The sequence below is a fragment of the Granulicella mallensis genome (assembly GCF_014203225.1).
Taxonomy (GTDB): Bacteria; Acidobacteriota; Terriglobia; order Terriglobales; family Acidobacteriaceae; genus Granulicella; species Granulicella mallensis_A.
The window spans coordinates 129,842-146,194 of sequence record NZ_JACHIO010000003.1 but is presented as its reverse complement, the minus strand read 5'-3'; the positions used below and the strand labels follow the sequence as shown (position 1 = coordinate 146,194).

At 55.9% G+C, this 16,353-nt stretch carries 16 protein-coding genes; 8 read left to right on the top strand and 8 right to left on the bottom strand.

Features of this window, described 5'->3' with window-relative positions; translation table 11 throughout:
• Positions 1-42 precede the first annotated feature (42 nt).
• From ligD to HDF15_RS03920, 4 genes are all read left to right on the top strand, one after another.
• Positions 43-1,014: a non-homologous end-joining DNA ligase gene (gene ligD / locus HDF15_RS03935; RefSeq protein WP_184252976.1), complete on the top strand. Its 972-nt coding sequence runs from the start codon at positions 43-45 to the stop codon at positions 1,012-1,014.
• Between the two features lie 177 nt (positions 1,015-1,191).
• Entirely contained in the window at positions 1,192-2,028 is an 837-nt protein-coding gene (locus tag HDF15_RS03930) for an SOS response-associated peptidase family protein (RefSeq protein ID WP_184252974.1), read from the top strand.
• Positions 2,029-2,105: 77 nt separating this feature from the next.
• Positions 2,106-3,005 (top strand): alpha/beta hydrolase, encoded by a 900-nt coding sequence (locus HDF15_RS03925; protein WP_311733024.1) that lies wholly within the window; start codon positions 2,106-2,108, stop codon positions 3,003-3,005.
• Positions 2,948-4,498: an ATP-binding protein gene (locus tag HDF15_RS03920; RefSeq protein ID WP_184252973.1), complete on the top strand. Its 1,551-nt coding sequence runs from the start codon at positions 2,948-2,950 to the stop codon at positions 4,496-4,498. Before HDF15_RS03925 ends, HDF15_RS03920 begins: the two co-directional genes overlap by 58 nt.
• A gap of 36 nt (positions 4,499-4,534) precedes the next feature.
• Here HDF15_RS03920 and HDF15_RS03915 read toward each other — a convergent pair whose 3' ends face one another.
• Both HDF15_RS03915 and HDF15_RS03910 read right to left on the bottom strand, forming a co-directional pair.
• The gene (locus tag HDF15_RS03915; protein ID WP_184252971.1) at positions 4,535-4,753 is read right to left on the bottom strand and encodes a cold-shock protein; all 219 of its coding nucleotides are present in this window, start codon (positions 4,751-4,753) and stop codon (positions 4,535-4,537) included.
• 197 nt (positions 4,754-4,950) lie between these two features.
• The gene (locus HDF15_RS03910; protein WP_221314268.1) at positions 4,951-5,781 is read right to left on the bottom strand and encodes a hypothetical protein; all 831 of its coding nucleotides are present in this window, start codon (positions 5,779-5,781) and stop codon (positions 4,951-4,953) included.
• A gap of 243 nt (positions 5,782-6,024) precedes the next feature.
• Here HDF15_RS03910 and HDF15_RS03905 point away from each other — a divergent pair, with 243 nt between their 5' ends.
• On the top strand, positions 6,025-6,603 hold the full coding sequence (locus HDF15_RS03905) for a ferritin-like domain-containing protein (RefSeq protein WP_184252969.1): 579 nt from the start codon (positions 6,025-6,027) through the stop codon (positions 6,601-6,603).
• Positions 6,604-6,696: 93 nt separating this feature from the next.
• Here the strand turns inward: HDF15_RS03905 and HDF15_RS03900 are convergent, their stop codons facing one another.
• Positions 6,697-7,314 (bottom strand): response regulator, encoded by a 618-nt coding sequence (locus HDF15_RS03900; RefSeq protein ID WP_184252966.1) that lies wholly within the window; start codon positions 7,312-7,314, stop codon positions 6,697-6,699.
• Positions 7,315-7,454: 140 nt separating this feature from the next.
• Entirely contained in the window at positions 7,455-8,213 is a 759-nt protein-coding gene (locus HDF15_RS03895) for a sensor histidine kinase (protein ID WP_184252964.1), read from the bottom strand.
• A gap of 512 nt (positions 8,214-8,725) precedes the next feature.
• Between HDF15_RS03895 and HDF15_RS03890 the strand changes: the two genes are divergently transcribed.
• From HDF15_RS03890 to HDF15_RS03880, 3 genes are all read left to right on the top strand, one after another.
• Positions 8,726-9,637 (top strand): ArdC family protein, encoded by a 912-nt coding sequence (locus tag HDF15_RS03890; RefSeq protein ID WP_184252962.1) that lies wholly within the window; start codon positions 8,726-8,728, stop codon positions 9,635-9,637.
• The gene (locus HDF15_RS03885) at positions 9,637-10,047 is read left to right on the top strand and encodes a DUF6908 domain-containing protein (protein ID WP_184252960.1); all 411 of its coding nucleotides are present in this window, start codon (positions 9,637-9,639) and stop codon (positions 10,045-10,047) included. Before HDF15_RS03890 ends, HDF15_RS03885 begins: the two co-directional genes overlap by 1 nt.
• Positions 10,048-10,133: 86 nt before the next feature.
• A complete protein-coding gene (locus tag HDF15_RS03880) occupies positions 10,134-10,481 on the top strand; it encodes a ParB N-terminal domain-containing protein (protein WP_260330819.1) in 348 nt (115 codons plus the stop codon).
• Positions 10,482-10,712: 231 nt separating this feature from the next.
• Here HDF15_RS03880 and HDF15_RS03875 read toward each other — a convergent pair whose 3' ends face one another.
• Genes HDF15_RS03875 through HDF15_RS03860 form a run of 4 tightly spaced genes read right to left on the bottom strand, consistent with a single transcriptional unit; the run spans position 10,713 to position 16,217 of the window.
• Positions 10,713-12,833 carry a TlpA disulfide reductase family protein gene (locus HDF15_RS03875; protein ID WP_184252959.1) on the bottom strand — a complete coding sequence of 707 codons (2,121 nt, stop codon included), beginning with the start codon at positions 12,831-12,833 and terminating at the stop codon, positions 10,713-10,715.
• A gap of 60 nt (positions 12,834-12,893) precedes the next feature.
• Entirely contained in the window at positions 12,894-13,343 is a 450-nt protein-coding gene (locus tag HDF15_RS03870) for a DUF6262 family protein (RefSeq protein ID WP_184252957.1), read from the bottom strand.
• Entirely contained in the window at positions 13,336-15,168 is a 1,833-nt protein-coding gene (locus HDF15_RS03865; RefSeq protein ID WP_184252955.1) for a site-specific integrase, read from the bottom strand. The genes HDF15_RS03870 and HDF15_RS03865 overlap by 8 nt, the downstream gene beginning before the upstream one ends.
• A complete protein-coding gene (locus HDF15_RS03860; RefSeq protein WP_184252953.1) occupies positions 15,165-16,217 on the bottom strand; it encodes a tyrosine-type recombinase/integrase in 1,053 nt (350 codons plus the stop codon). The genes HDF15_RS03865 and HDF15_RS03860 overlap by 4 nt, the downstream gene beginning before the upstream one ends.
• Between the last annotated feature and the right edge of the window lie 136 nt (positions 16,218-16,353).

Genomic DNA, 16,353 nt, shown 5'->3' with positions numbered 1-16,353 from the left:
GGAAAGATCGACGAAGAAGCGAAACCCGAGGGAGCACGCACCGTGGAAAAGAAGATCGTCGGGAAGCGCACAGCAGACTTCATCGAAACGATGGACTGTCTGCCCCTGCTGAAACTGCCGGAAGGACCGGAATGGACGTATGAAATCAAGCTGGATGGTTATCGTCTTGAGGTAGTGAGGGCAGACGGCGAGACAACTCTGTATTCCCGCCGCAGGAACGTACTCAACCAAAAGTTTCCGTACATCGCCACTGCTCTCGATTCGCTCCCGCATGGGACGGTCATTGATGGAGAGTTGGTCGCAGCCGGGGCAGATGGCCGCCCCAATTTCAACCTCCTTCAGAATTTCCGCTCCGCCGAATCTCACATCACCTATTACGCCTTTGACATCCTCTTTCACAAGCATCGTGACCTTACGATGCTTCCGCTTTCAGAGCGTCGCGAGATACTGCGCTCCGTCATCAAGCCCGGCCACCACTTGGCCTTGTCAGAAGTGTCAAACCAGACAGCCTCGCAAATGCTCAACTTTGTCCGATCGCATGGTTTGGAAGGTGTCGTAGCAAAGCGCATTGACGGCGTCTACCAGCCCGGACAGCGAACCGGGCTTTGGTCCAAGCACCGTATCAATCTCGGCCAGGAGTTTGTCATCGGCGGGTATACGCCCGGAACGCATGGATTAGACGCGCTGGTCATCGGCTTCTATCAAGGCAAGGAACTTCACTATGCGGCTCGAGTTCGTGCTGGCTTTGTCCCGGCCACTCGCAGGGAGGTCTTTGCAAAGATCAAAGGGCTGACCACAACAAAGTGCCCGTTTGCGAATCTGCCTGAGACACAAGCCGGGCGCTGGGGGCAGGGTCTCACTGCCGAGAAAATGAAAGAGTGTGTCTGGCTCAAGCCCGAGGCCGTCGCACGGATCGACTTCCTCGAATGGACGGGAGCTGACCATCTGCGACACACAAAGTTTGTGGCTCTGCGCGACGATAAAGATGCACGCAAAGTGGTCCGCGAGACGTAATCAGCGAGACATTAGGAATGCACCTAATCCAAACCGAAAGTCTAAAATAGCCCCATGTGCTACTCCGCGCGAGTACGGCAGAATCTCAAACACCTCTCTCGCCGCTACGAGGCGAAAGTTGATTGGGAGGCGTTTGAAGACGCCTATCGCCGTCGAGCCGAGGGCGAGGACATTAAGATGTCCCGAGACCTCCAGCGCAACTTCGTAAATCCCGAGACAGACGTTCAGAAGCGCATTGCCGAATACATCGCCCAATATCTCAAAGAGAAGCGCGCGGAGTGGGAAGGCGAAGTATTCGCTCAGAAGCGTCGCATAGCGGCCGCAGAAGAATCGCTCGCGAAGAAGGAAACGAAGAAGGCGAGAGAAGACATTCGGATCGGAACCACCAAGTCTCAAGCCCTGCTTGAACGGCTGGCTGACCTTCGACGCACCGAGCCAAACAACGAAGACGCTCGCATCTTCCCGATGATGTATGCGCCGGTACTGGTTCGAGAGAACGATACGACGATCATTCGCCCCATGCGCTATGCCTGCCGCCTGTCAGGGAAACCCGCTGATTACGACAAGCGATTTCCTGGCACCTATAACGCGCGACGTGACAGCCTCGATGACTACTGGAACAAGGTCTACGGGCAACATCACGCCGTGATGGTCATCTCCGGATTCTATGAAAATGTGCCGCTTCATCTCTATGAGCACCGCGAACTGGCGCCCGATGAGAAAGCAAAGAATCTCGTTTTGGAATTTGATCCTCAACCGTCAACCGACATGCTCGTAGCTTGTATTTGGGATCGCTGGACGAAACCAAATGAGCCGGACCTTTATTCGTTTGCCGCGATAACGGATGAGCCCCTCCCGGAAGTGGCCGCTACGGGACATCAGCGCACGATCATCTCCCTTCAGGAGAAGTTTCTTCAGGAGTGGCTGTCACCCGGACAAGTGAGTCCGAAACGCTTGGAAGAAATCCTAACGGCGAGAGAAACCCCATACTACGTGCATCAAATCGCAGCCTAGACGGCGCTGGAACGCCCAACCACGGGAATATGCCGCGACCACACGAGTGCATACCATCCTGATAAAAGCAGGCACTCGTGATTCGCCGGGTATGTCTGCTGCAACCTCAGAAAGTGCATCTTATGCACTACCATCGTGAAAGCGTTGGACTCGTGCGGTCATTATTTTCTCAGCGTTCGAAAGGTTTTATGTCATCGGTCCTTCGCAACAACGTAAAGATAAGTGGCAGCGGCCCCACCACAATGATGTTTGCCCATGGATACGGCTGCGATCAGAATATGTGGCGAGGAGTCGTACCGAGCTTTGAGAACGACCATAAGATTGTGCTGTTCGACTATGTCGGTTCAGGGGATTCCGATCCCGCCGCGTTTAACCGAACGCGATACAGCACCTTGAACGGTTACGCTGCTGACGTGATCGAGATCATTGACGAGTTGAGCCTCGGACCGGTGATTTTCGTTGGGCACTCCGTGAGTTCGATGATCGGCGCGCTTGCCGCAATCAAACGTCCTGAGCTCTTCGAGAGTATTGTGATGATCGGCCCCTCCCCCAGCTACATCAACGATGGAGAGTACGTCGGGGGCTTCGAGCGAGCCGACATCGAAGACTTGCTTGAGATGCTGGACAATAACCATTCCGGATGGTCCGCCATGATGGCGCCCATCATTATGGGAAACCCCGAACATCCCGAGTTTGCGCAAGAGTTGGAACAGAGCTTTTGCAAAACGGACCCTATCCATGCCCAACACTTCGCCCGCGTCACATTCCTCTCCGACAATCGCTCGGATCTGAACAAGCTGCGAACGAAAACGCTTATCCTGCAATGCGACAAGGATGCGATAGCTCCTGCCATCGTGGGAGAATATGTACATCAATGTCTTCCGGGAAGCCAATTCGTGATGCTGGAGGCGACGGGCCATTGCCCGCACTTGAGTTCGCCGGGGAGCGTAACGAAAGCGATCCAGGAATTCCTTTAGCGCAGCAAATCGCAGACCTGGCGGTATACCGCGATCTGTTCGAGAACGCGCCGTGCGCCTACCTGGTGATGGATATGGCTGGCGAAATTCTGCGAGCGAACGGCATCTTTTACCGGCTTACTAAGCGTGGTCCAGATAGCGAGCCTCCTTTCGGGTTCCGAACCCTGCTCACCTCAGCGGGGGCCATCTTTTACGACTCCCAGCTTCTTCCAAGGCTTTTGCTAAGCGGCCGGCTGAACGAGATTGCGCTCGACTTGCGCGTGGAGTCCACCCGCGTTCCAGTGTTAGCAAACTTTTCTCTGACATCTGAAGCCGGCACCCCCAAGGAAATCCGTGTCGCGTTATTCGACGCGTCGGAGCGCCGCATATACGAAAGAAACCTCCTCCTCCTGCAAAAAGAAGCGCAACAAGTTGCGGAGGTGATCCTCCGATCGTCCGACGCGATTATTACGTTGCACGCGGATGGCAGAGTGCGAAACTGGAATGAAGGGGCGACCAAGATGTTCGGCTTCAGTGCTGCGGAGGCCACCGGGAAACTGCTCCCGGACTTGATTTCGCTTGATGAAAGCCGGACCGCGTTCCGGACAGCGCTGGAGGTTCTAGGGAAGGGACTCGAACACTCTGGAGAAACAATCACCCGTTGCAAGGACGGGTCTCATGTAGAGGTCTCCTTCAAGCTCACTCCGCATATGGAAGCTCCAGGGACGCTTGTCGCATACTCCGCCGTTCTTCGAAACATCGCGGATGAGAAGAGTGCCGAACGAGCCTTACTTCAGAGCGAGAAGCTCGCTTCCGTTGGGCGTTTGGCGAGTTCAATTGCACACGAGATCAACAACCCTTTGGCTTCGGTGACAAATCTTCTCTACATCCTTGGGCTACAGGTTCCCACACCTGAACTGAAAACTCTCGTTGCTCAGGCTGAAGAAGAGCTTGCCAGAGTCTCACAAATCACCACGCATACGCTGAGATTCCATCGCCAAAGCAGCAGTTCGACCGACCTGGACATGGAAAAGCTGATCAGTTCAGTTGTTGGACTTTACCGCGCTCGTTTTCGGAACTTTTCCATCACAGCAGTTGTCGATAAATGTCGGGCAAAGCATCTCCATTGCCATGAAGGCGAACTGAGGCAGATCATCCTCAACATCGTTGCGAACGCCGTCGATGCGATGAAACACGGCGGAACACTTTTCCTGCGGTGCAGAGAATCAACCAATTGGGTAAATGGCGCGATTGGCGTCCGCATCACTATCGCCGATACCGGTTCAGGGATGGATGCCACGACTCTCGCTCGAATTTTTGAACCCTTTTTTTCTACAAAGGGAATTGGAGGGACCGGTCTGGGGCTCTGGGTGACGGAGGATCTGGTTCAGAAGAATGGTGGAGTGATGCGAGTGCGGAGCGCCAAAGGCGAGATGCACGGAACTACGTTTAGCCTCTTTTTTCCTCACGCTGCAGAAAGCGCTGCGTCACGAACCGACCATCGAGTCGCCTAGACTCGGAACCGAAGTTTCCTACAATGCGACCTCGCCCTAAATCGCAGACGTCGGTCGCGTGACGTTGTCGGCCTGCGGACCCTTTTCGCCTTGAATGATATCGAACTCCACGGGGTCACCCTCCTTCAAGGACTTATAGCCGTCTCCTTGGATAGAGCTGTAATGGACGAATACATCGCTGCCGCCCTCGTGCCCTAAAAACCCGTACCCTTTGGCGTTATTAAACCATTTGACCGTGCCGTTATATTGAGCCATCGCCGTACCTTTCGTTCTGAACCAATTCGTCCGGCCTTACCCGTGCAGGAATCCCTCCCAACCGGGTGAGGGATTCCTCTGAGCCTGAGAATTAGTGGCTAAAGAGTGCGATGAGAATGACGATTGGAATTGGAACACCGAGAAACAAAAGCAGGATCGAACGCATGTGGAATCTCCTTATATGCCGATGGCGTTTCTTAGAGAATGACGACGTTGTCTCTTTGCTTGCCACCGATTGTTCCGGCAAGACTTGAGCAGAAAGCACCAATCAACAGTGCAATGAAAATCCAGAGAAGAGTGTGGGCGACTGCTTTCCGCGTGGCCTCAGCTGCGTTTTGAGCATTGGCATAAACATTTGAGACGCGCTTGTCAGCCGTGCCTTGATCGAGCCCTGTCCGCGCGCTCACTAAACGGTCAAGATAGGCCTTATCATCACTGCCTAGCGAACCTTGCTTCAAAGAGGTAGCTAAGATCGTTCCGACTTCTTGCCGCAAGGACGCCGTATCAGAATCAGTTTTGGGCGTTTCGGTGCGCAGTATGGCGTCGACGAAGTATGCGTTCGGACTCACAGCGCCTTTTGTCTCAGAGGAACCGTTCGCGGAAGGTGAGCCGATCATCGTTGTTGCTGCCGCTCCCAAAAGAGCAGCGGTCACGACCAGCGCAACACTCCAAGACAAGAAACCGTGCGCCGTATCGCGAAAATAAACCTCGTCACCGTGAATAACCGTCCACTTCGTTCTGAGGCGACCAGCAAGATATCCACCCATAGAAGAGCTGACGATTTCCGCAAAGATCAACCACAGTATGGAAGCCGTTCCGATCGTAGCGGCAGAAACGCCGACATTCGACCAGACGGAAACAGAAGACAAGCCCAATCCTGCCCCGAGAGAAAGCAAGATCAGGTACAGGGCTGCTGTAACAAAGGCGCCAGCGACCACGGCAGACCAAGATACGCCCGACCCGACCGCTTCGGGGTGATCTTTTCTACTACTTGATAGTGGCAGATTCGTTGTTTCCGATTGATTCATCTTGCCCCGCTTTCTAAGCCCATCACGCAATCAGCGATAAAAAGTCCTACTGAATTTTTGCGTCGGAATCTGAGCTGCATTGTTGAGATGCAAAAGATGGGCTCCCTGAGAATCGATTGATCAAAATGTGTGGGCATTCTATCCGGAATGATTTCAGCATCTAAGAACTTGGCAGTCTTGGATCACGCTCGTCTCGGTGACCACCCACCGATTGCACATTGATGTACGAGAAAGAAGATCAATATGGCATTGAAAGACGTTCTGATCGACGAGCTTAGAGACATGTATAGCGCCGAAAACCAGCTGGTGAAAGCACTGCCCAAACTTGCAAAGGGTGCCAAAAATCCCAAACTCAAGTCTCTTTTCGCAGCCCACCTCGAAGAGACAAAGGGCCAGGTGATTCGACTCAAACAGGTCTTCGAGCTTCTTGAAGAAAAACCCACGGGTGAGCACTGCAATGGTATGGAAGGCGTCATTGAGGAGGGCAAGGATGCCCTTGAGAAAGATGAGGAAGGTCCATCTTTCGACGCTGGCATCATCGGTGCCGCCATCCGGACGGAACACTACGAGATCGCAGGCTATACGGCCTCGATCGAGATGGCAAAGACATTGAAGCTGACGAAGGTCGCGGCGTTGCTGACGAAAAATCTCAATGAAGAGCTCGCCGCGGCAAAGAAGATTCTGATCGCCGGCAAGCCAATTCTCCTAGCTTCTGCGAAACAGCCGGAAAAGCCGAAGAAGCCGAAATCCAACAAAGAGAAATACTCGGCCGAATTGAGCCGTGAAGACGAAAAGAAGGCAGCCAGCAGTCTTGCAAAGTAAATCAAGCCTGTTTCAGGGAGTGAGCGGGGGACGGTCTCAGACCGTTCCCCTGCTTATTGCGAATACGAAATCACTGAGCTAACGTCGGAGCAATTAGGCAATCATCTCCGGCCTCTTATCCTCAAGGACTTTGAGAACACTGGAATCGATCAGATATGTGATCATCGCTCCGCAGGCAAAACATTCCGTCTCCTGCAGATCGCCCACTTCCGTTTGATCGGCTATCGACGAGGATCGCAAGCACTCCGGGCACGTCACGACGATGTATTCAGCATCCTTTCGCGGAATCCATAGGGGTGCCCTATCGGCTTTGCCGATGTGTGGACGGATGGGAGAGTCCGCGATCAACTCTTTCATCTTTGTGTGCAGTTCGCCGGGCGTGTATGCACCTTTTTGAAAGAAGTGGTCTACCAACAAGCCCAGCGGCATGGTCGCAAGGATAAATTCGCCGCTGATGCCAATCGTAGGGAGATGAGGAAACCTGCGACGGACGATGGAAAGCAACTCAAACCCAGACATGTTGGGCATTCTCAGGTCGGAAATAATCATGTCCGGCAAAACTTGTCTGAGTATCTTGAGGGCGATGAATCCATCCTCCGCAGTGCGTACCGAAAATCCGAAACTGCGCAGTATCGCGGAAGATGTTTGAAGCACTAGAGGATCGTCATCGACTAGGAGAATACGACACTTGAAAACGCGGCTTGCATCCATCGGAAGTCACCTGGCTCTTTCTTGCAGGGAACTCCGGTTCTGTCAACGAGGTCTGGCCTATTTGGCGGGCGCGGCCATTTCTGCGGAGGGTTCCACGTCAAATCTTACTCTTCTCGGACATGACAGGCCGAACGTCAACCTCAAAGGTCGGTCGCAGCGGCTTCCGTCTGACGCTTCGCAGGCAGGGTGATCCGGAAAGTCGTGCCACTTCTACGGGGCAGTGCGCTGCTTCGAGCGAAGATCCGTCCAGCATGGCGCTCGATGATCTTCTTGGATAGTGCGAGTCCCAACCCCGTTCCTCGGTTTTCTTTCGTTGTGAAGAATGGCTCAAACAGGCGCGCCATGTGATCGGGAGCCATGCCTTTCCCATTGTCTGCCACAAGCAATTGCACCTGGGCTCCTCGTTTACGCAGCCGAAGGGAGACGGTGCCACCCTCTGGGAGAGCGTCCAGTGCGTTGGCTAAGAGATTGGAAACAACCTGCAAAATCTCGCCTGTGTAGACCTCTGCGAAGGTCGCCGTGGTGAAATCGCGCACGAGATGAATTTTCTGAGCGGTGATGCGCCGGTGATGAATACGGAGGGCCGCCTCCGCGAGTTCGACTAAATCCACTTCCTGTGGCGTGGGCAGCATACGAGCAAAACCGAGAGTTTGCGCTGCGATCTGATGGACAGTTGCCATTTGCTCGTTGGCTTGCCGCAGATATTCTCGGACAGCTTTTGGATCGTCTTCCTCGCTTGCCAGGTGCAGGAGGTAACCCATTGCTTCAAGAGGATTGCGAACTTCGTGCATCACTTCGAGCGCGAATTGACCGGGCAAAGCCCGCTCCTCGGCTCTTCGTAGTGCCTCTATCGCGATAGAGAGCTTGGCACGCAAATCTTGAACGATGTCCACTTCCATGGCCTTCTCCAGCTTCAAGGCTTTCAAGCTCTGGAGATTCGCGCATTGGTGGTTCTAACCACATGGACCCGCGTGACCAGCGTACAGCTTGTTTCTTGAGATGCAACACTCCCGAAATCTGTTGGATAACGCCCTTATAGGGAGGACCTTCCTCCCTGTCTTCAGCCGCTGCGCGTCTATCGCCACCCACCTCAGCGGGACGTTCCTTCCCGCAACGCCCTCCCCAAAAGTTCTTGCGTGCTGACGCACGCGGATATCGAAGCCAAACCTCGCTAAGGGGCTCTGCCCCGATCGCGCGCGTCAAGGGGTTTCCCGCAGTCTTCCGCGCTTCGCTTGTGCAGACCTCCGCTACGCTCCGCCCTTTCCGTTCCGCCTTCGGCTCCCTCTCCAAGGGTGGGAGATACCCCTCCCCTTGACGCTTGCTACCCCCGCCTTCGCCAGGTGGCGTTCGGCATGTACATGCCGCGTTTCAACGCGGAAAGTGCAGCAGCCAAACCCAAGGAGAAGACAACATGAGCAATGTAGCCACAACCATCGACAGCAAGAAGCCCACGACCAAACAGGAAATCATCGTCGCCAACATCAAGCTCCTCATAGAGCAGTTAGAGGCTGGTAATTCCGACGCCCTCACGAACTACCTCACGGCCATGAGTCGATTCCATAACTACAGCTTTGGAAACGTGCTGGAGATTGCGCGACAGATGCCAACAGCAACCCGCGTTGCAGGGTTCTGGACATGGAAGAACCTTGGTCGCAGTGTGAACGCCGGAGCGAAGGGCATTCGCATCCTTGCCCCCATCGTGGGAGTCAAGCGCAAGAAAGACAGCGAGGCCGAGAAGGACATCACCAAGCAGAACATCCGCGCCCTTTTGGGCTTCCGCAATGCCTACGTCTTCGACATCTCGCAGACCAACGGCGTAGACCTTCCAGAATTGCACACGGTTTCAGGCGACCCCGGCGAGAGCATCGACCGTCTCGCGGCATTCCTCAGAAGCCAAGGTATCCAGATCGTCTACAACCCGAAAATTGCGCCCGCAATGGGAGTCAGCTACGGCGGACGGATTGCCATCCTGCCGGGTCAATCCAAGGCAGAAGAGTTTTCGACGCTCGTACACGAAGCAGCGCACGAGATGATGCACAAGGCCGAACGACGGACGGCCACGACCAAGACAGTACGCGAGACTGAAGCCGAAGCCGTTGCCTTTGTCGTCGGGAAGGCGATTGGGCTAGTCACTGGCAGCGCGTCTGCGGACTATATCAACCTCTATCACGGCAACGCATCGCTCTTGGCCGAGAGCTTAGAGGTGGTGCAGCAGACCGCCAACGTCATTCTTGCGGCTTTGGAAGCTCCGGTGCAGAACGAGGCGGAAGCACCAGCCGGAACCCCGGAACTGAGCGAAGCAGATCTACAGGAGGCGGCGTGATGGAAACCGTCCTCCGCATCCTCAAAGCCGCCGGAGGCTGGAACCACGGCCTCTACCTCCGCATCGAGAACCCGCCGTTTATGACGCTGGTGATCGAGGCGACCGACGAATCCGGCCCGTGTGGTCTGCCTGCTATCTCCGTTTGTCATTACGGCGAACAGAACGGCGACGCAATGCGCGACCCGGAGATGTGTTTCGAGTTGGGTTTGGCCGGAGGCGCACACCTTAATCCGTTCTATTGGCGCAATGACTTCGCAGGGATTGAGCAGTGGAGCCGCTTTATTCGGGAAGACAACTACTGCTATCAGCCCCAGCTTCACGAAGAACACGAACGATTCGCCAAGCTGTGGGACAAGAACCTGCGAGAGCAAGGTTTCGCCGTGGCCTTCGAGCGACAGCAACACGCCTAGCCCAAGTTTCCCCGCCTACGGAGCGGATGAAGGGCAGCGTATACGCTCCACAACCTCAACCAGCGACAGCCCACAAGGAGGGCACCATGCAGGACAGCAGCGAATTCCAATACATCGCCATCGACCAGATTTTCGAATCCACTACCAACCCCCGCCAGACGTTCGACCAGAAGAAGCTGGAAGAGCTTGCCGAGTCCATCGGAAAGCACGGTCTTATCCAGCCCATCGTTGTACGCCCGAAGGACAACCGCTTTGAAATCGTCGCAGGTGCGAGGCGGTTCCGTGCGGGTCAGATCGCCGAGAAGTTTTCACTCCCCGCCCACATCAAGGAACTCACCGATGCCCAGGCGATGGAGTGGCAGCTAATCGAGTTATCTATAGTTGGCAAGAGTTTTCATTGTCTTCATACGGCCTGGCACGTTGTTTATATGTAAACGACGTGCCAGGGGCCGAGGATTGGTGCACCACACCAAATACCTTTCGGCAATGCGATTTCGTCAGATTCAGACCAAAAGTGACCTGTACTGAAAGAAACTTTACGTAGGTGTTGGCGGGCTTAACTGAAGTTACCGACATCGCCGTTTTTCGCGCACGTCACAGCAATCCCAGCAAACCCCTCGACCGCGCCCCCGGGCTTCTACATGATCTGGAAGCAGCGCGGTGTCCTACTGAGGATTCAAGGCCGACAGATCCGCCGCGAGTTCCGCCCCAATATCATTGGGCATGCTCGCGTGCAGGAACGCGATCTCATGCTTTGAGCTAATAACAAGCGTAGTCGGGTAGTTCTGAGCCATGCCCTCCGGAAACGCCTTCGTCAATGCAACATGCAGCCCAGTAAGCTTCTTGCTCATCAAGAACTGCCGCACTGCTTCCGGCTTATCGGCCACATCCACCGCCAGCACATCCACCTCTGGATGCGCTTTCTGAAACGCCAACAGCGATGGCAGTTCCACTGCGCACGCACCGCACCACGTCGCCCACAAATCCACCACAACCGGCCGTCGGCGATTCTCCAGACTGAGCGCCTTTCCGTCCAGGCCCGTCAGTTGCAACTTCGGAATCGGCCGATGCAACTCCACCGGGACATAGTTCCCGGCCTCTTTTGCGCGTGACTCTTCCACTGCGGCCAGTAGCGAAGCCTCGGCCTGCTGGTCGGTGCCCTTGCCTTCAGCCACGAACAGACGCAGGTATGCGTTGTGCGCTTTCGGGTCGGTCTGATACGGTTCGCTGGCTGCGCTCAGATACGCCTTCAGCGCCGCCTCCCGGTCGCCTATATGCTCGTCAGCACCGCCCAGGGCGATCGCCGCCTCGATGAATTGCATCACCATGCCCGGGTTCTGCGCCAGCGCATTCCAGGCTACCTGTAAGTCCTTCGCAGCCGCTGCCCAGTCGCCCACCTCCGCCTCGATCTTTCCGCGCAGCAATTCGGCTCTGCCTTTATGACTTGCCCACGGCGCGACCTCAAAGTACATCTGAGAGCGAATCGTGTGATCGCTCGCTGGCCGCGTGACGGTATCCGCAAATGGTTTGTAGAGTTCTGCCGCGCGATTCGCCAGTTCCAGCGCTTCCGGTAGCCGCTTGTTCGCCGTTAGATACGTCTGCGCCAGGACCGCCGGCGGATCGGGATTCTTCGGGTCCCACGCCATCCACTCCTCCGCCAGTCGCTTCGCGCCATCCAGATCGCCTGCCTCGCCAAATGCCTGTACACCAAGCCCGAATGCGGGGGCGATCTCGTTGCAGTTTTCTACGCAATTCCCGTACTTCTTGACGAAAGCCTCCAGCGCATCCCCGCGGGCCTCTGGGTCCTTGATCTGCTCCGCGGGAGGCAGGTCGAGTTCCGAAAGGAAAAGGGCTACCTCCTTCGCCACCGCATCATCCCAATAAGCGGGCTTCGGAATCAGCTTCAGCGTCGTACCTTCCCAGCGCGAGGGCTGAATCGTCCGCGGCGACGCGATGATCGCGGCCCGCAATCTCCCGATCACTGCCGGATCGATGCGCGCTTGGGCTGGCGCAACGAACCCCAGGATTTGCAGGAAAAACCCATTCGTCGTGCCGTTTTTTGTGATCTGCTCGTCCAGTTCCCGACTTACCTGCGCCCATTCGGCATCAGTGCCACGGCCCAGGCCGCCCTCTGTCTCCAAAAACCATATCGAGAACAGATCGCCGAAGTCCTGCGGGTGCTTCGTAAAATCCTCTCGCGCAATCGCCAGCGCCCGTGCCGTGTCCGGTGCCCGCTGGAATCCTGGCGCCACGATGCGCCCGTTATAGCTGGATAACTTGGCGCTAAAGCCGCTCGGCAGCATGTAGGCGCTGTTTGGTATGTTGCGATTTGTGAAGCAAAGCTCCGTATCCCAATACGCGCCGCCGTTCCGGTCGATGTGATGGTCCTGGTCCTCAACATCGAACATCACGTAGCCCGAACCCACACTCTTTCCGGCCAACTTCACCGTAGCCAGCCAGGTGCCGTCGGCTTGACGCGCCATCGGGAAGTCCGCGACCGTTCCCAACCCATTCATGGGCACCGGGGCCGCATGCAGTGTTACCGACTTCGCCGCCCGCAACGCTCCCATCGTCCCAGAGTCGTACGCCACCAGGATCGGTTCCGTCTCCGATTGATGGGTGATCGCGTTGGAGTTGATAAGCGGACACGCGGGCTCAGTTGCCAGTACCGACTGTTCAGGGTGTCCTGCGTTAGTACTCTTTGCCACGCTGGACGAAGGAGCCTGCTGGGCGAAGAGGTTGGGCGCGGCGAGAAGGAGAACGAGAGACACGGCCCGGATTGACATGCCACCATTTTAGGCCGACTGGGCCCAATCGAAAGGCCTGAAAAGTCGCATTTGCGGCAACTACGTACCCCGGAATGCCTCGGAGCATCGATCGCAAGTGATTAACGCATCATTTTGACGTTCGGTGCAAGAACTCAGCTTCGTCTGTACAACCGCAAGTCTGCCGTAGGCGGCTTCGAGTTGCTCTTTCAGCTCGCGATTGATTTCCTCCAACGTCCGAATGCGGAGTCGGAGAGTCGCCACGACTCGTTCGTGCGAGAGCCGCTGCCGATGTTGCAGATTATCGCCCGCAGCAGCTGGCGAGGTCGTACGAATCTTCATGATCTTGTCCCGGAGGGACTTCGTTCCGTAGAGCCAGGCCGTCGATACTTTCGCACGCGCGGCGACGCTGCGGAAGTTGATCTCCACTTCTTCAGCCTGCATCAGCAGGATCGCTGCCGTGGCACGCTGCGTCGCATCCTCGCTGCGAGACCGGGCACTGCGCTTTAGTCCATCCGTATTCCTAACCATGGTTGGCCTCCAGGGTTGTGACGATGTTGATGAGGCTTGTTCGTTTTCGCTCGTTCATCTCACTCTGTCGCACCCAACCATTCGCATCCGCTTTCGCGATGACTCGCTCCGTCTCGTGGAGTTCGGCTCGATGCACTTCGAGGAAGGTTGCGTCCGTTCGGAAGTGAGCGCAGTTGAGGCAGGCGTTCGGATGTGGACAGGGACCGGCGACGATTGGGATCGCGCAATAGCCGTTCGTCAGAGCCTGCGCAAGGACGCTGCGAGTAAACCACTGGAGATCGGCGCTGTCGTTCATCCCGTCCTCTGGGACTGGCTTGCCTGTCACGTCGATTAGCGTGCCTTTCAAGTACTCCGACAACTTGTCCTGCATCGTGACATCGTGGATGTGGGCGTACCGGCTCGTCATCTCCGGGCCCTTGTGACCGAGATAGCGTTGGATGATGTGGTGCGGTACGCCAAGATTGATCATGCGCGTTCCAACGGTGTGACGGAACTGGTGTGACTGGAAGCGAAACAACTTTCCTGTCGCATCCCTGATGTCGTGGTCATAGGCCAGCCGGTTGATTCGATGCGCGAAGGTGGCCTGCTTGATCACTCCTCCTCGCTCATTCGGGAAGAGCCACATCGAAGGCTTGTCACGATTGCGCCCTTCGGCCTGCTGCTCCAGGATGATGCGGGCGATCTCCAGTGAAATGGGGATGGCATTCTCCCGTTTCACCTTCCCTTGCATATACCGCAGGTAGTGGACACCCCGTGCATCTTGCGTGAGGCAATCAACTGGAAGCTGCAGCAACTCGCTGATCCGCATCCCGCACTCCTGGAGGATAAGTATTTTGCGCCTCCAGGGCGGTTTTAGATCTCCAAGGTGTGAATTCAATTGATCCAGCACTGTCGCGGGCAGATAACGCGGCTGATGTTTCGCTGGCTGGGGCACCTCTTCGTCATAGATCATGCGATCTGGTCCGATTGTGAGCCATCCTTCCCGATGCGCCATCTCAAGGAAGTTCCGCAGAGTGAGTACGTGATTCTTGCTGGTCGCCGTGCGTACTTTGCCTTGGAGATAGGTAAGATATTCGAGAAGCAATCTGCGTGTGATCGACCTTGTCGTCACCGGCGGTTTCTCCATCGCGAGGAAGTTGGAGAAGCATGCCATCGACTGCACTCGAGTTCGGCATGTGCTCGCTGAGTAGAGCGGCAGACAGTAGCTCAGATAGGACTTGACCGCAGTCCGAAGCCATGCCTGTTTGATCACCAGGAAGCTCAGCTTTACGTTTGATTGCGAGAGGTTAGTAGGTACCCCCATCCGTTTCAGATCCCAGATATCTTTCTCGCGATCAGGGCGAAGATCATAGGCCTGCCTGAGTAGGATACAAGCCTGCCGCAGCGTGCTGACGAAGCTACTGTCCCGGCCTGTGACACGGGGGCGCTGCTCAACATCCATGCGACTCGTCGTGCCCGTTTTGTATTGTCCCAGCTCGGTCAGATAAGTCCGATAGAGGTCCCGCCAAACACTGAAGTCCTTTTCCAGAAGAGAGGACGGTAAGGTTGGCATGCTATTCAACCAGTGAATCATCCGATGAACACGGGAGATCTCCTGAGTGCTCCGCCATTCACCGCTGGAGAACTTCTTCCAGCAGAGGTACTTCAGCTCGCCGTTGATCGCCGTAGACTTACACCGGAAACGCAGACGGCGCTGCCTCGCACTGGGAGACAAGTCCTTCACGGGGCTGTGGTGCATGTCCCATAGGTCATCAGCCCAAAAGCCCTGTAGTTCAGCGAGAAGCTTGATCTGAGTTGCACGGTTCCAGACTGCATTGGTGATCATCGCTCACGCTCCTTTTGGTAACGCTCGAACATCTCGCCCATGTCTTCCGCAGACAAGTGGGCATAGGTGCTGACGGTTGTTTGTATATGCGCGTGCCCCAGCCGTCGCTGTACATAGGCCGCGTCCCATCCAGCCCGCAGGAGATCGGTTGCATGGGTGTGGCGGAACATATGCGGCGTTGCCCGAAGCCCCGTCCTCTTCGAGAGTTGGCGGAACAGATCGATGGCCGTTGCATACCGCATCGGAGCACCGACTTGGCCACCCCACCAGTTCACGAAAACATAGTCGTGCGAAATCTCTCCATACTCATGAATCAGGTAGTCTGCATAGAGTGCCATCGCCTGTTTCGAGACATGCACCACATACGGCGAGCGAGATTTTGCAAGAGCGCCGTTACTGTTTGCGCGTGGCACGATATCGATCGCGCCATCGTAAGACCGGATGTCGGCATGACGAAGGCCCAGAGCTTGCCCGATCCGCATCCCGCTCTCGTGCAGCAGGCACAGAAGGAATCGATCCCGCAGACGTGTGCAGGAATCGAGTAAAGATTGAACCTCGGAAGGTGAGAACACGCGTGGCAGGCGCTTGATCGCCTTCACCCGGACCACAGCATGTCGCAACGATTGTGTTCGGCTGATATGGTGCAGGAAGGGCTTGTAAGGACTCTTCGCCCCTAAGCGCCGGGAGCGGCTGATCGCCGTCTCCACGCCAAGCCTGTCCTGATATTCGTAGAACGAGCTGATAGCTGCCAGGATCAAATTGATTGTGGCGTCGGAACGATGTCCACCGCCAGCTCGTGTCGTATGTCGCACCCAACTTACGAACTCCGCAAGTTGAGGCAGCTTCAGATCTCGCCAGTTATGCTGTTGCTCGAGCAGAAAATCCCAGTAGGCCTGCAAATGATGCGCATACGCTCTAACCGTGTTCGGCGACCTTTCGAGACGATGGAGATAAACGAGGTACTCGTTCACTACATCGACCGGGATATGCTCCCCGTCGATGACGATCCAACTCAGACGCCCCGTATCCGGGACCCTGATTTTTTGCACTCTTACCATGTCCTGCCTCCAGAGCCAGGCACGAGCCAGCATGGGCGCAGTTCGCTACGCTCACCGCGCCCATGCTGGCTGATCTACGTCACAGATGACTACAGATAAAGTTTCCACCACGTTCAAGAACCCATCG

Bases quoted from the DNA above. Each gene is read 5' to 3' on its own strand.
- HDF15_RS03930 (WP_184252974.1), top strand. From the start codon at position 1,192: ATGTCCCGAGACCTCCAGCGCAACTTCGTAAATCCCGAGACAGACGTT.
- HDF15_RS03915 (WP_184252971.1), bottom strand. From the start codon at position 4,753: ATGGCTCAATATAACGGCACGGTCAAATGGTTTAATAACGCCAAAGGG.
- HDF15_RS03910 (WP_221314268.1), bottom strand. From the start codon at position 5,781: ATGAATCAATCGGAAACAACGAATCTGCCACTATCAAGTAGTAGAAAA.
- HDF15_RS03905 (WP_184252969.1), top strand. From the start codon at position 6,025: ATGGCATTGAAAGACGTTCTGATCGACGAGCTTAGAGACATGTATAGC.
- HDF15_RS03900 (WP_184252966.1), bottom strand. From the start codon at position 7,314: ATGGATGCAAGCCGCGTTTTCAAGTGTCGTATTCTCCTAGTCGATGAC.
- HDF15_RS03895 (WP_184252964.1), bottom strand. From the start codon at position 8,213: ATGGAAGTGGACATCGTTCAAGATTTGCGTGCCAAGCTCTCTATCGCG.
- HDF15_RS03890 (WP_184252962.1), top strand. From the start codon at position 8,726: ATGAGCAATGTAGCCACAACCATCGACAGCAAGAAGCCCACGACCAAA.
- HDF15_RS03885 (WP_184252960.1), top strand. From the start codon at position 9,637: ATGGAAACCGTCCTCCGCATCCTCAAAGCCGCCGGAGGCTGGAACCAC.
- HDF15_RS03880 (WP_260330819.1), top strand. From the start codon at position 10,134: ATGCAGGACAGCAGCGAATTCCAATACATCGCCATCGACCAGATTTTC.
- HDF15_RS03875 (WP_184252959.1), bottom strand. From the start codon at position 12,833: ATGTCAATCCGGGCCGTGTCTCTCGTTCTCCTTCTCGCCGCGCCCAAC.
- HDF15_RS03870 (WP_184252957.1), bottom strand. From the start codon at position 13,343: ATGGTTAGGAATACGGATGGACTAAAGCGCAGTGCCCGGTCTCGCAGC.
- HDF15_RS03865 (WP_184252955.1), bottom strand. From the start codon at position 15,168: ATGATCACCAATGCAGTCTGGAACCGTGCAACTCAGATCAAGCTTCTC.